Source organism: Streptomyces sp. NPDC051576, from assembly GCF_040681835.1.
Taxonomy (GTDB): Bacteria; Actinomycetota; Actinomycetes; order Streptomycetales; family Streptomycetaceae; genus Streptomyces.
This window is the reverse complement of sequence record NZ_JBFAZO010000009.1, coordinates 177,623-191,329: the sequence shown is the minus strand read 5'-3', so window position 1 is coordinate 191,329 and position 13,707 is coordinate 177,623. Positions and strand designations below refer to the sequence as shown.

At 71.3% G+C, this 13,707-nt stretch carries 11 protein-coding genes; 3 read left to right on the top strand and 8 right to left on the bottom strand.

All coding sequences use genetic code 11. The annotated features are described in order from the left end of the window. Nucleotides 1-28: 28 nt before the first annotated feature. On the bottom strand, nucleotides 29-1,252 hold the full coding sequence (locus tag AB0M63_RS28560) for a cytochrome P450 (RefSeq protein WP_355914630.1): 1,224 nt from the start codon (nucleotides 1,250-1,252) through the stop codon (nucleotides 29-31). A gap of 42 nt (nucleotides 1,253-1,294) precedes the next feature. Beyond that, nucleotides 1,295-2,140: a patatin-like phospholipase family protein gene (locus AB0M63_RS28555; protein ID WP_355914633.1), complete on the bottom strand. Its 846-nt coding sequence runs from the start codon at nucleotides 2,138-2,140 to the stop codon at nucleotides 1,295-1,297. 94 nt (nucleotides 2,141-2,234) lie between these two features. On the opposite strand from AB0M63_RS28555, the gene AB0M63_RS28550 reads away from it, so the two are divergent. Then, on the top strand, nucleotides 2,235-2,906 hold the full coding sequence (locus tag AB0M63_RS28550; RefSeq protein WP_366021448.1) for a TetR family transcriptional regulator: 672 nt from the start codon (nucleotides 2,235-2,237) through the stop codon (nucleotides 2,904-2,906). A 5-nt stretch (nucleotides 2,907-2,911) separates the two neighbouring features. On the opposite strand, the gene AB0M63_RS28545 is transcribed toward AB0M63_RS28550, so the two are convergent. Continuing rightward, the gene (locus AB0M63_RS28545) at nucleotides 2,912-3,742 is read right to left on the bottom strand and encodes a class I SAM-dependent methyltransferase (protein WP_355914639.1); all 831 of its coding nucleotides are present in this window, start codon (nucleotides 3,740-3,742) and stop codon (nucleotides 2,912-2,914) included. A 128-nt stretch (nucleotides 3,743-3,870) separates the two neighbouring features. Continuing rightward, nucleotides 3,871-5,328, bottom strand: a complete 1,458-nt coding sequence (locus tag AB0M63_RS28540) for an MFS transporter (protein WP_355914642.1) — start codon at nucleotides 5,326-5,328, stop codon at nucleotides 3,871-3,873. Between the two features lie 174 nt (nucleotides 5,329-5,502). Here AB0M63_RS28540 and AB0M63_RS28535 point away from each other — a divergent pair, with 174 nt between their 5' ends. Continuing rightward, complete coding sequence (locus AB0M63_RS28535; protein ID WP_355914645.1) at nucleotides 5,503-5,958, top strand: MarR family transcriptional regulator; 456 nt, start codon at nucleotides 5,503-5,505, stop codon at nucleotides 5,956-5,958. 62 nt (nucleotides 5,959-6,020) lie between these two features. Here AB0M63_RS28535 and AB0M63_RS28530 read toward each other — a convergent pair whose 3' ends face one another. From AB0M63_RS28530 to AB0M63_RS28515, 4 genes are all read right to left on the bottom strand, one after another. Further along, nucleotides 6,021-6,938: a hypothetical protein gene (locus AB0M63_RS28530; protein ID WP_366021447.1), complete on the bottom strand. Its 918-nt coding sequence runs from the start codon at nucleotides 6,936-6,938 to the stop codon at nucleotides 6,021-6,023. Nucleotides 6,939-7,128: 190 nt separating this feature from the next. Next, a complete protein-coding gene (locus AB0M63_RS28525) occupies nucleotides 7,129-8,613 on the bottom strand; it encodes an alpha-amylase (RefSeq protein ID WP_366021446.1) in 1,485 nt (494 codons plus the stop codon). Then, complete coding sequence (locus tag AB0M63_RS28520; protein WP_366021445.1) at nucleotides 8,610-11,330, bottom strand: glucosidase; 2,721 nt, start codon at nucleotides 11,328-11,330, stop codon at nucleotides 8,610-8,612. The genes AB0M63_RS28525 and AB0M63_RS28520 overlap by 4 nt, the downstream gene beginning before the upstream one ends. A gap of 105 nt (nucleotides 11,331-11,435) precedes the next feature. Further along, complete coding sequence (locus tag AB0M63_RS28515; protein WP_366021444.1) at nucleotides 11,436-12,626, bottom strand: MFS transporter; 1,191 nt, start codon at nucleotides 12,624-12,626, stop codon at nucleotides 11,436-11,438. Nucleotides 12,627-12,851: 225 nt separating this feature from the next. Between AB0M63_RS28515 and AB0M63_RS28510 the strand changes: the two genes are divergently transcribed. Further along, complete coding sequence (locus AB0M63_RS28510) at nucleotides 12,852-13,610, top strand: SDR family NAD(P)-dependent oxidoreductase (RefSeq protein WP_366021443.1); 759 nt, start codon at nucleotides 12,852-12,854, stop codon at nucleotides 13,608-13,610. Nucleotides 13,611-13,707: the final 97 nt, after the last annotated feature.

Here is a 13,707-nt window from a genome sequence, read left to right as displayed (position 1 = left end):
GCCGGCGTACGGATCCCGGGCCGGCCGTTCATCCGGCGGCGCCCGCATCCCATACCGGGCCGAAACGTACCGGCAGCGCGCTCAACCCCCGCACCAGCGTGCTCGTTCGCCAGCTCAGTGTCGTGGGGTCGGTGGCGAGGGCGATGTCGGGGCGGTGGTGGAGAAGGAGACGTACGGCGACGGCGGCCTCCGTGCGGGCCAGGGGTGCGCCCAGGCAGTGGTGGAGGCCGTGGCCGAAGGCGAGGTGTCCGGGGCCCCGGCGTCGCAGGTCGAAGCGGTCGGGTTCGGGGAAGTGGAGGGGGTCGCGGGAGGCGGCCGCCAGGGAGATCTGTACCGCGTCTCCGGCCGGGACACGAGTGCCCGCGAGGTCCATCGACTCGGCCGCGAAACGGAACGCCGTGGCATGGACGGGTGCGCTGTGGCGCAGCGACTCCTCCACCGCGGCAGCCGCCGACTCCGGTTCGGCGCGGAGGAGTTCGAGCTGGTCGGGGTGGGTGAGCAGGGCGTGGACGGTCGCGGAGATCAGGTTGACGGTCGTCTCGTGCCCGGCCACCAGGAGGAGGAAGGCCATGCCGAGGAGTTCTTGGGAGGTCAGTGGGGACTCGGCGGCGGGGACGCGGGCCGCGCTGACCAGGTCACCGAGCAGGTCGGACTCCCGGGTGCCGCGCTTGCGGTGGATCAGGTCGGCCAGATAGGCGCCCAGGGCGTCAGCGGCCGAGGCGCCTGTCTCGGGCGAGGCCGGCATGACGAGTTCGTTGGACCAGGCGTGGAACACCGTACGGTCCGCGGCGGGCACCCCGAACAGGTCGCAGATCACCGTGACGGGCAGCGGCAGGGCGTACCCGCTGACCAGATCCGCTGTCCCCCGCGTCGGCAGCTCGGCGAGCAGGTCGACGGCGATCGCCTCGATTCCCGGGCGGAGCGCGGCGATCCGCGCGGGCGTGAAGTGGCCGGCGACCAGCCGCCGTAGGCGTGTGTGCTGGGGTGGGTCGGTCTGCAGCATGTTGCGGCCCAGGGCGTGGCCGCCGTCGTCCTGCCAGGTCGAGGAGTGGCGTATGTCGTTGCGCAGGCGCGGATCGGTCAGCGCGGTGCGTGCCGCGTCCCGCGTGACGACCAGCCAGCTCTCGCCGCTGCCCGGGACCAGGATGCGGTGGACGGGGCCCCGCTCGCGCAGGGCCGCGTAGACGGGGTGGGGATCGGCGGCCAGGTCATGGCCTTCGGGGGCGAGGTCCTGGAGGGTGGGTGCGGGCATGGCACTCCTTTCGATGGTTGCCGGGAACGCGGGGGCACGCGGTCACACGTCGGTGCGCCATACGGCATCCACCGTGGACGCGAGGGCCGTTGCCTGGGCGTGGCCCGCCTTGGCGGCTGCCGGGCGGCGGGCGTCGGCGGTCATGTCGCGGCCCATCGCACGGCGGGCCGCGCGATCGGGGGTCACCAGGGTGATCTCGGCGCCCTGTGCCGCGAGTTGAGCCGCCTGCTGCCGAGCGCTCGGGTGCGGGCCGACCGCCGTCGGTATCGGTGAGACGGCCAGGATGTGCCGGTAACCGGCGGCGAGGTGCAGATTGGTGGTCGTGCGGCTGCCGCCGTCGATCCAGCGCCGGCCGCCGGCCGTGACGGGCGCGCAGACGAGGGGGACGGCGCAGCTCGCGGCGACCGCTTCGAGGAGGGTGACCTTCGAGTCGGTGTCAAAGGTTTCCAGGGAACCCGTCCGGGCGTCCACGGCCGCGATCCGCAGGACACGGGCAGGCCAGTCCCGTGTGCCGCGCAGCAACGTGCCGAGGGCGTCGAGCAGTTCGGACTCGGGTCCGGTGCGGGCGTTCAGCGCGGCACGGCCCAGCCGTCGTACGGAGCGTTCCGGATCGCGGGATCCCATGGCCGCCCACAGGAATCGGGCCGTCTGGGCGGCGGTCACCCGCAGCTCCACCTTGTCGGCACGGGTCAGTTGGCGCTCGTACAGCTCCTGCGGCGTCTCGCCGGCCGCGAGCCGGGTACCGAAGATCGCGCCCGCCGAGGTGCCGATGATCACGTCGGCGCGGGCGAGGTCGACACCGGCCTCTGTGAGCCCGGCGAGCACCCCCGTCATCCACGCCCCGCCGACCGGCCCGCCTCCGCCCAGGACCAATGCCGTGCTCCGCATGACGCCACCCCCTGTCGTCGAAATGGGGAGTGCTCCCCACTTGATGGATCGACGATAACATCACTACCGGGGAGTACTCCCCACTACCTCGGAGGTGAGGACGACGGGCCCGAACGACGCGACGGCACCGGCTCGGCGGCGCGATGCGCGGCGCAACCGGGAGCTCCTGATCGAGGCCGCGCACGAGGTCTTCACCGAGCAGGGGCTGCACGCGCCGATCGACGTGATCGCCCGTCGGGCCGGCATCGGGAACGCCACCCTCTACCGGCACTTCCCCACCCGCGCCGCCCTCGTCGACGCCGTCTTCCGCGACCTGCTCACCGGCACGATGACAGCGGGCGAGCGGGCGCGCCTCGCCGACGACGCCCTGGCGGGGCTGACGGGCTATCTCCACACCGTGTTCGCCGGTCTGGCCGCCGACCGTGGGACCAACGACCTGATGACCACCCACCTCGACGGCGTCGACTCGCTCCAGGCCGTGCACGCCCACAACCGCCGCACCGTGGAGATACTGCTGAGCCGGGGGCGGGAGCAGGGCACGATCCGTGCGGACGTCACCCCGGAGGACGTGCTGTTCGCCCTCGCCGCCCTGGGCCGTACCGTCCCTTCGCTCACCGCGGCCGCAGGCGCCGACGCCTGGCTCCGCCCCCTCGCCCTCCTCCTCGACGGCCTGCGCGGCACACCCGCCGCGCCTCCGCTCCCGTCCCCCGCCCTGACCCCGGCGCAACTCGACAAGGCCCTGCAAGGCCTCGGACCGGGAAGCTGACTCGACTACGGCGGGACGGTGCGGGACCGGACCGGTCTGCGCCCTCGTACCGCCCACGCGCGGGCCGTGAGCTCCATCGCTCCGTCCGGCCGGGTCGGTACGGAGGCCTCAAGTGCCGCGCGCAGCCGGTCGCGGGCCGACGCCGGGAGGGCGGCGACATAGCCGGGAGCGGGTCCTTGGCCCGCAAGGAACGGCTCCCACAGATCCGTGAAGTCGGCGAAGACGGTGGGCACTTCGACGGGGGCGACCGCTACGTCGAGCAGGCCGACCGCCGCCCACATCTCCCGGAGCGGCTCCGGACGGCACACCGGGAACCGGCGACCCTCGTCGAGTTCGGCGGCCGCCGGGTCCAGCGCGGTCGCCGCGTCCCAGAAGTGCCGTAGAAACGCCATGCCGTCGGCGTAGTCCCACACGTACGCGGCGACCAGCCCGCCCGGTCGCACCACACGGGCCGCTTCGCGCACCCAATCGGCGGGTTCGGGAAGGAAGTTGAGCATCAGTCCGCTGACGGCGACGTCGAACACGGCCTCGGGGAACGGCAACGCCCTTGCGTCGGCCACGGCGAAACCGGTGGCTGTAGGGACGGTGGTGCGGGCCGAGGTGACGAAGGCGGTGGACCGTTCCAGGCCGATCACCGTCCGGGGTCGGCACCGGTCCGCGACCGTCGCGGTCAGGGCTCCGGTGCCGCACCCCACGTCCAGCCAGCGCGCGCCGGGTCCGCACGCGAGCCATGCGACGAAGTCCTCGGCGACATGTCGGCTCCATCGCCCCATGTACCGCTCGTAGGCGTCCCCGGCCGCCCACACGTCGTAGCGCCGCTTCTCCACATCGTCCACGGTCCTCCGGCGGGTCCGCCGACGCCAGCCGCGAGGAGCCGGAACAGCACACTGCCCGGCGCGGAGGACCGATCTCTCGGTCCTCCGTCGCCGGGCAGCGTTTTCCCCGTGCGTTCAGCGCGCTCCGGTCAGGACTCGACCCCGGCCCCTTCGAGCGCGGCGGCCGACTCGGACTGCTCCTGCTCGGGTGTCGCCTGGCGTACCGCCGGGATCGCCGCCGCGACCAGGGCCGCTACGAGGGCGACGCCACCGCCGATGAGCAGGCCGGTGCGGAAGCCGTCCTCGGAGGTGAAGGTGTAGCCGCCGGCCGTGGTGGTGAGCTGGGAGAGGACCACGCCGATCACCGCGGCGCCGATGGAGGTGCCGAGGGAGCGCATGAGGGTGTTGAAGCCGTTGGCGGCGGCGGTCTCGGCGAGCGGGACCGAGCTCATGATGAGGGCGGGCATCGCGCCGTAGGCCAGGCCGACGCCGCTGTTGATCACGATGACGACGACCATGAGGCCCCAGGCGGAGCCCATGAGGGCCATCGACAGGGCGTAGCCGGCGGTGATCACGAGCACGCCGCTGATCAGGGTGAACTTGGGACCGCGGGCGTTGGTGAGCTTTCCGCCGAGCGGGGAGACGATCATCATCATGATGCCGCCGGGGGCCATCCAGAGGCCGGCCGCGAGCATCGACTGGCCCAGGCCGTAGCCCGTGGCCTCGGGGAACTGGAGGAGCTGGGGTACCACCAGCATGCTGGAGTACATGCCGACGCCGACGAACACCGAGGCGATGTTGGTGATCAGGACCCGGGGCCGGGCCGTGGTGCGCAGGTCGATCAGCGGGTCGCTGGTGCGCAGCTCCCACACGCCCCAGGCCAGGAAGGCCACGACGGCGACGGCGAACAGGCCGAGAATGGTCGCCGAACCCCAGCCCCAGTCGGCGCCCTTGGAGATGCCGAGCAGCAGACAGACGAGGCCGACGGCGAGGCCGAGGGAGCCGGGGACGTCGAAGCGCTGCCCCTTGGCGGCGGGCGGTACGTCCGGGATGAGGAACCAGATCAGCGCGGCGACGATCGCGGCGAGGGCGGCCGAACCCCAGAACAGGGCACGCCAGTTGGCGTACTGGGCGATGCCCGCGGCGAGCGGCAGGCCGAGGCCGCCGCCGATGCCCATGGAGGCGCTGACCAGGGCGATGGAGGGGCTGAGCCGCTCCTGCGGCACGACGTCCCGCAGCAGGGCGATGCCGAGCGGGACCATGCCCATGCCCATGCCCTGCAGACCGCGTCCGACGATCATCGGGACGACGGAGGAGGAGAGCGCGCAGACGACCGAGCCCACGATCAGCGGGACGGAGCAGGCGAGCAGCATGCGGCGCTTGCCCAGCAGGTCGCCGAGGCGGCCGACGACCGGCACACAGACGGCCGCCACCAGCAGGGTGGCCGTGATCACCCACGCGGCGTTGGAGGACGAGGTGTGCAGCATCTCCGGGAGGTCGGCGATGAGCGGGGTGACCAGCGTCTGCATGATCGCGGCCGTGGTGCCGGCGAAGGCCAGCGTGGCGACCACGCCGCCTGCGCGTGCTGTGGGCTGGGGGGCGTCCATGACGGGACTCCTCGGCGTATCTGTTCAGTCGGGACAAGGAATATGCATCGTACACATCGTATGTATCGAGCATGTGATCGGCATGCTGCATACCCTCGTGCGAGGATGGGCCCGGCCGTCCCGGACCGCAGGACACGGCGGCGGCATCGGCGGGAAGCAGGAGGCAGCGGACCGATGGACAGGCGCACGCGCGAGATCGAGTACGAGCAGATGCTCCTGAGCCGGCACGGGCTGCTCTCACACCGGGGAGGGCGCCGCAAGGACGGTGTGCTGGAGCGCAGCGCCTACATCCTGCTGAGCCGGATCCGCGTCCAAGGGCCCATGTCCATCGGCGAGTTGAGCGACGCCTTCGGTCTGGACACGTCCACCCTCAACCGGCAGACGGCGGCCGCCATGCGCTCCGGTCTTGTGGAGCGCATCCCCGATCCGCAGGGCGGGATGGCCCGCAAGTTCCGTATCACGGAGCTGGGCGCGCGGATGCTCGACGAGGAGCGCGAGGGGCTCGTGCAGTCGCTGGACCAGATCATGGACGACTGGTCGGAGGCGGACATCGCCGCCTTCGCGGCCTTTCTACGACGCTTCAACACCGATATCGAGCGGCTCGGCGGGCGTCCCTGGCCACGACCGTGAGCCCTGCCCCGTGACAACGCGCGGGGCAGGGCTGCCGGTTCACGTCGGACGACGTGTCCGGGTCAGGAGCGGCGGGCGCGGCCTGCCGCGTAGACGCCTCCGGCACCGAGGGCGATCACGAGGGCCGCACCGCCTGCGATGAGGCCGACCGGCGCGCTGGAACCGGTCTCCGCCAGCGGCTGCTTGCCGCCGTTGGGCGTCGGCGACGGAGTGGCGGTCGGCGTCGCCTTCAGCGGCGGGACGTGCGCCGACGTCGGAGGTGTCGTCGACGGCTTGGGGCTGGCCGGCGGGGTCGACTCCTCGGCGGGCGGCGTGCTGTCGGCCGGGGTCGACGGCGTCGCGGGCGGAGCCGAGGCCGGCGGGGTCGGGGTGGGCGAGTCCGGCGTGCTGGGGGTGCACTCCTTGTCGCCTCCGTTCCAGGCCGCGATGAGGTGGTAGGGGGTCATGATGTTGTCGGGCTCGTAGGGCAGCGGGCCGTGGCCTTCACCCGTACCGCCGTCGTAGGTGACGTCGTCGCCGTACAGGTCGATCTGGCCGTAGCAGTCGGGCGACTTGACCTTGAGCTGCTGCCAGGTGCGCTGCGCGTCGTCCGCGCCGGCGACGTCCTTGGCGGTGAGGTAGACCGTGGCCTTGTCGACCATGGCCTGATGGCCCGAGGTGTACCAGGTGGAGCCCTCGGCGGTGTATTCGGCGAGCGAGACAGGGTACTTGCAGCCGTCTCCCACGCTCTGGTCGGGAGCGAGCCGGACCTCGACGGTGCCGGGGACGGTGTCCCACTGGTGGAAGCCGCCCTGCGAGGTCCAGTCCGCGCCGACGACGTTTCCGTCGGCGCCGACGATGCGGTACTGCACCGTCGCGGACTCGCAGCCGCCGGACTCCGCGGCGCTCGCCGGGCCGGCCGCGAGTACGGGCGCGGCGGCGGCGATGAACGCGGTGGCGGCGAGGGCGGACAGGTTTCTGAGGTGGTGCGAACGTGACAAAGTGAGCCTCGGCGATGGTGAAAGGTGTGGGAGGTGGCAGAGCGCGACCGGTGGGCGCACGGAAGAAACGGTCGAAGGCGTGCGCGACCGGACCGCTCACATCGCTTCACTCAGTGAAATCACAGCGAAGCAAGCTGAATTCTTGTCACCTTTCACAACTCCCGTCAATCCTTCACCAGTTGGCCACAGGTCAAGATCCGGGCAGCACGTCGACCAGATGCCAGCGAAGCCCCTCCAAGTCGACATACAGACCGGGGTCGAGCAGCTCGTCGCCGTCCCGGTCGTAGGTCCGGTCGGTGAGCAGTTCGGTGAGCCGGTGGGGGCCGCCGCGCAGTTCGGTCCATGGGAGGCGGACCCGGCCCTGGGCGGGCCGGTCGGAGAGGTTGACGACGACGAGGTGACGGCCGGCGGACGTGGTCCAGGACCAGGCGACCAGGTTCTCGTGGGTGGGGTTGTCCGGCCAGCCGGTGCAGTCGAGGAGCCGCCACTCCCCTTCGGTGCGCATCCCGGAGGCGGCGACCGCGGCGAGCAACTGGTGCTGGAAAGCGAGGAGTTCCTTGTCGACCGGCTCCTCCGGGCGGCGGGAGAGGAAGACCGGCAGCCGTACCCGGCGCCCTTCGAACTGGCCCTCGTGCCAAAGCGTCGCGCCGGGCAGGGTGGCGATGGTGACCGCCGACGCCCGTTCCCGCTCGGGTGACATGGTGGCGGCGGCCCGGGGCTCGTCGTGGTTCTCCAGGAAGCGGACCAGGCCGCGCTGGTAGCCGACGTCGGCCTGGAGGTGGCCGCGCACCGGATCGGCGCCCTCGTGCAGCAGCCGGTCGTAGAGCCGTTTGTCGTAGCAGTGGTCGAACCCCTGCTGCTGGAGCGCGAATTCGAGGTCCCAGTACGCCTCGGCGACGAAGAGGAAGTCGGGGTGGCGCTCGCGGACCCGGGGGATGACGTACGGCCAGAAGTCCTCGGCCGGTGCCGTGCCCGCGCGTTCGCCCCAGGTCTTCGTGAACACGTCGGTCATCAGCAGCATGGCCATGTCGCAGCGCACACCGTCCGCCTGGTCGGCGATCGAGGCCAGGGTGCCGACGGCCGCCGTGCGCAACTCCTCGCTGAAGGCGTTGAGTTGGACGACGTCCGGCCAGGGCGCGAAGTAGGGGTCGCGGCCCCGGGCGAACACCTTGCCGCCGGCCTCCAGGAAGGCGCCGGGGTCTCGGGCCAGGTCGTCCGGCGTGCCCTGGACCAGGCAGCCGGGCCGTTCGGTCAGCCAGGGGTGGTCGGGGGCGACGTGGTTGGGGACGTGGTCGAGGATCAACCGGATACCGCGGGACGCCAGTTGAGCGCGGGCCGCGGCCAACCCGTCCGGGCCGCCGAGTGCCGCGTCGACGACGTACCCCCGCACGCAGTACGGCGATCCGGCCACGTCCTCGGGGCGGAGGTCGGGCAGGGCCGCCCGGAACGACGCCTGGAGCGACTCGTCGCGCAGGGCGATCTCCAGTCCGGCCGGGCTGCGCTGCCACACGCCCATCAGCCAGACGGCGTCGACACCCGGGAGGGCGACCTCGTCCCAGGCGGGCGAGGGCACCTCGCCGAGGGTGACGCGGCGGCCGTAGCGGTTGCTCAACTCGCCCAGCCAGACAAGGGTGTTGATCTCGTAGATCACCGGGTGGTCGGGCCAGGCGGTCATGACAGCGGCTCCTCTCGGTCGCCGGTCGGGCGCAGGCTCTCGCGGCCGCGGGCCGACCACTCGCCGTCGCCCAGGGTGTGGAAGAGGGTGGCGGTGACGGCCGACAGGCCGCTCCAGCCGGTCTGGTGGGAAGCGCCGAGGCCGGCGCCGTTGTCGCCGTGGAAGTACTCGTAGAAGAGAATCAGGTCCTTCCAGTGCGGGTCCTTGGCAAACTTGGCCTGGGCGCCGTGCACCGGCCGGTGTCCGTCGTCGTCGCTGAGGAAGGTGGCGGTGAGCCGGTCGGAGATCTCGCGGGCGACCTCGTAGAGGGTGAGGTGCCGGCCCGAGCCGGTCGGGCACTCGACGGTGAAGTCGGCGCCGTGGAAGGCGTGCAGGTTGAGCAGGGCGCGGATCAGCAGCAGGTTGACCGGGAACCACACCGGGCCGCGCCAGTTGGAGTTGCCGCCGAACATCCCGGAGTCGGACTCGGCCGGCAGATAGCCGACGCCGTAGGTCTCGCCGTGCACCTCGAAGGTGTACGGGTGCTCGGCGTGGTAGCGGGACAGGGAGCGGATGCCGTGCGGGCCGAGGAACTCGTCCTCGTCGAGCATCCGGGACAGGACGCGCCGCAGCCGGTCCTCACCGAACAGGGCGAACAGATAGTGGCCGTCGGCGTTCGGGCCGAGCGCCTCGTGCGAGGAGACGGTGGCTTCCACGGCCGGATGGCGTTCGATGAACTCCCTTGCTCCGGCGACCAGTTCGGGGAAGCGCTGGTCGGCCCAGCCGCCGACCAGGCTGGTGGCGGCGAGGGGGATCAGTCCGACGAGCGAGCGCACCTTGAGCCGGGTCGCCGTGCCGTCGGGCAGTCGCAGCACGTCGTAGAAGAAGCCGTCCTCCTCGTCCCACAGGCTCGCGTTGTCCGCGCCGATGCGGTTCATGGCGACGGCGATCCACGCGAAGTGCTCGAACAGGGACTGCGCCTGCTCGACGTAGACGGGGTTGTCGACCGCCAACTCCAGTGCGATCTCGAGGAGGTTCTGGCAGTACAGCGCCATCCACGCGGTGCCGTCGGCCTGGTCGAGGTGGCCGCCGGTGGGGAGCGGGGCGCTGCGGTCGAAGACGCCGATGTTGTCGAGGCCGAGGAAACCGCCCTGGAAGACGTTGTTGCCGTCGGTGTCCTTGCGGTTGAGCCACCAGGTGAAGTTCTTCATCAGCTTCTGGAAGGCGTTCTCCAGGAAGACCCGGTCACCCTTGCCGGTGCGGTGCTTCTCCAGCTCGTAGAGGAACAGGGTGGCCCAGGCGTGCACAGGCGGGTTGACGTCGCCGAAGTTCCATTCGTACGCCGGGATCTGGCCGTTGGGGTGGAGGTAGAGGCGGCGCAGCAGCAGGTCCAACTGGCCCTTGGCGAAGGTGAGATCGACCATCGACAGGGCGACGGTGTGGAAGGCGAGGTCCCAGGCCGCGAACCACGGGTACTCCCAGGTGTCCGGCATCGACATGATCTCGTCGTTGACCATGTGGTACCAGTTGCTGTTCCGGACCCGGGGGTCGGAGGCGAGCGGGTCGACCCCGTGCTCGGAGAGCCAGCGTTCGACGTCGAGGTAGTAGTACTGCTTGCTCCACAGCATCCCGGCCAACGCCTGCCGGACCAGCCGCCGTTGGTCGACGCCCAGGTCGGAGGGTGTGATGCCGTCGTAGAACTGGTCTGCCTCGGCGCGGCGTTGGGTCATCACCGTGTCGAAGTCCCCGGTCCAGTCCGGCAGTTCGGCGGCGCTGAGGCGCAGGCGGACCGTGGCGCTCTGCCCGCCCGGGATGGTGAGCACGTGGTGGACGGCGGCCTTGGTGCCGGTCCGGTCGGGGTTGACCGCTCCTGTCTCCCCCTGGACGACGTAACGGCCGATGCCGTCCTTGACGTACGGGGAGGCGTTCGAACTGCCGAAGATCTTCTCGTTGTTGGTGTCGTTCTCGGTGAACAGGGTCGGCGCTTCCGCGTCGCAGTACAGCCACCGGGGGCCCAGCTCCGCGTGGTCGGCGCGGAGCGGGCCGCCGGGTTCCTGGTGGATGGCCGGTACGGCGCTGCCGCCCGCCCAGGACCAGGTGTGCCGGAACCACAGGGTCGGCAGCAGGTGCAACGGGGCTTCGTCGGGGCCGCGGTTGTGGGCGGTGATCTCGATCAGCAGGTCTTCGGGGCCGGCCTTGGCGTACTCGACGAACACGTCGAAGTAGCGGTCCTCGTCGAAGATTCCGGTGTCGAGGAGTTCGTACTCGAAGTCGCCGCGGCCCCGGTCCCGGTTGGTCGCCTTGAGGGCCTCGTACGGGTACTGGGCCTGCGGGTATTTGTAGAGGTACTTCATGTACGAGTGCGTGGGCGTGCTGTCGAGGTAGAAGTAGTACTCCTTGACGTCCTCGCCGTGGTTTCCCTCGGAGTTGGTGAGGCCGAACATCCGCTCCTTGAGGATCGGGTCGCGGCCGTTCCACAGCGCGAGCGCGAAGCAGAGCCGCTGCTTGTCGTCGCTGACGCCCGCGATGCCGTCCTCGCCCCAGCGGTAGGCGCGGGAGCGCGCCTGGTCGTGGGTGAAGTACGACCAGGCGTCGCCGCCCTGGCTGTAGTCCTCCCGCACGGTCCCCCACTGGCGCTCGCTCAGATAGGGACCCCAACGGCGCCAAGGCACCCCGGAATCGTCGGCCTCGGCCAGCCGTCGCCGCTCGGCGTCCGCCGTTTCACCGCTCGTCCCCATCGTGAGTCCTCCTCATGGCCCGGCACATTCCTTCAGACTCAGGCGTCTTGGACCCGACCGCAACGGCTGACACGGATGGCCATGCGGTGGTCCTGTCCCGTTCGATCACCGGGCCCGGGCGGGGCGTACGGCCGAGTCCGCGAGGAGCGTCGCCACGGCGAGCAGTAGTGCCGCTGCCGCCGCGATCGGCGCGACCAGGAACGCTCCGGCGCTGCCGTGGCTGTCGGCGAGGTACCCGGCCAGCGCCTGGCCGGTCGCGGTGCCGAGGGGGCCTCCGGCGCACAGGATCGCCAGTGCGGCGGTCGCCCGGTCGGCGGGCGCGAGGCGTTCGGTGAGGGCGTAGAGGCTGATCAGGTAGGGGGCCACGGTCACGCCGGCGAGGGCCATGGCGGCGGGAACGGCGTTGTGTGTTTCCCCGACGACCACGGTGAGCGTGCCCAGCAGCAGGGTCGCCGCGAAGGTCACGTACCGCTGGAGCAGGCTGAATCGCGCGGGGAGCCAGGCGCAGGCCGCGCCGGCCAGGGCGCTGCCGATGCCGAAGAGGGCGTAGAGGAGTCCTGCGCTGCCGGGGTGCCCGCTGTCGTTGGCGTACGCGGTGACGCCGGTCTGTACCGCGCCGAACACGGTGCCCATGGCGGCCATGGCGAGGAACAGGCCCACAAGTGGCAGCCGTGGCAAGGGAGTTCGCGCGGAACGCGGGCTCTCCCGGTGCTCGGTCTCCCCGTCGGCCAGGGACAACGCGAAGGGCAACGTGGCCAGGACGAGGAGGACGATGGCCGCCACCGTCGGCGCTGTCGGGCTGATGGAGGTGAGCAGTCCGACGATCGCCGGTCCGGCGACGAAGCTGATCTCGTCGGCGGTGGCCTCGTACGAGAAGGCCGTGGGGATGAGGTCGGTTCGCCCGCGTGCCCGGAGCAGGCGTGACCAGTGCACGCGGACCAGGGGGCCGACCGGCGGTTGAGTGAGACCCGAGAGGGCCGCCGCGATGAGCATGCTCGCGCGGCCGGTGTGGCTCGCCGCGACGAGGCCGGTCAGGGCGACGGCGTTGGCCAGTGCGGTGACCGTCCCGACGAGGCGGTGGCCGTGACGGTCGGCCAGTGCCCCGGAGAGCGGACCGCCCAGCGCGTTGGCGCAGCCCTGGGCCGCCGCGGTGAGACCGGCGAAGGCGTAACTGCCGGAGGCGGCCTGGACGAGGACGAGTGTCGCGAGGGCGGAGGTGGCGTAGGGAAGGCGGGCGAGGAACCCGAGCGGGAAGAATCCCGCGCCGGGAACACGGAGGAGGGATCGGTACGCCATCGGCGTCTCCCGTGAACATGTCGGAGAGACGCGCTACCCAGCCACCGGCGCGTTGACGATCCCGATTCTGTGCGCAGCCTAGCCAGCGGACGGGTCCGTCACCAGTGAGTTGAACCCCTTTCGAGCGGGGAGGTCGGGTGCGGTGCGCAGTGCGCGAATATGGTGTTCTCACATAGCGAGAGGTAGCCTCTCCCGCAATCGCCACGTCTCGCGGGGGAGGCCGCCATGGCAGGCACGATGCAGGGCAAGGTCGCGGTGATCAGCGGGGGTTCGACCGGTGTGGGGCGTGCCGTCGGGGCGCTGCTCGCGGAGAGCGGGGCGAAGGTGGTGCTGCTCGCCCGGCGTGCCGACCGGCTGGAGGCGGCCGCGCGGGAGATGGCGGGGGCGGTGCTGACGATCCCGACCGATGTCAGCGACGGGGACAGTGTCCGCGCGGCGTTCGCTCAGGTCGAGGAGCGGTTCGGGCGGGTGGACATCCTGGTGAACAGTGCCGGGACCGCCCGTATCCGCGCCATCGAGGAGACCGCCGACGAGGACATCCACGCCTGTGTGGGCACCAACCTCCTGGGCCCGATCCACACGATCCGCTCGGCGGTCCCCCTGCTGCGGGCGGCGGGGGGCGGTGACATTCTCAACATCTCCTCCGAGATCACCCTGGACCACATGCCGCTGATGGCCATGTACGCGGCGAGCAAGCACGGCCTGAACGGCTTCACCGCCGCGATGCACAAGGAGCTGCGCGGCGACGGCATCCGGGTCGCCCTGGTGATCCTGGGCTCGATCTCGGACAGCGCGTTCTACGAGAACTTCACCGGCGAGGACCGCCAGCGCGCCGCGCCGGTGTGGGAGGCGGACGGCTATCTGACCAGGGTGGGCGCCACGAAGCCGCTCCTTTCGGCCACCGCCGCCCGGGTCCTGCTCCAGTTGCTCGGCACACCGCCCGAGGTCGTCCAGGACGTGGTGCACATCCGTCCGGCGGGCTGAGGATCCCGGCCCAACCCCCCATGCACCGGACTTCGGCACCCCATAAGCCGGCCTTATGAGGTCATAGACCGGACCCGCATACCGAGTTAGGCATGCC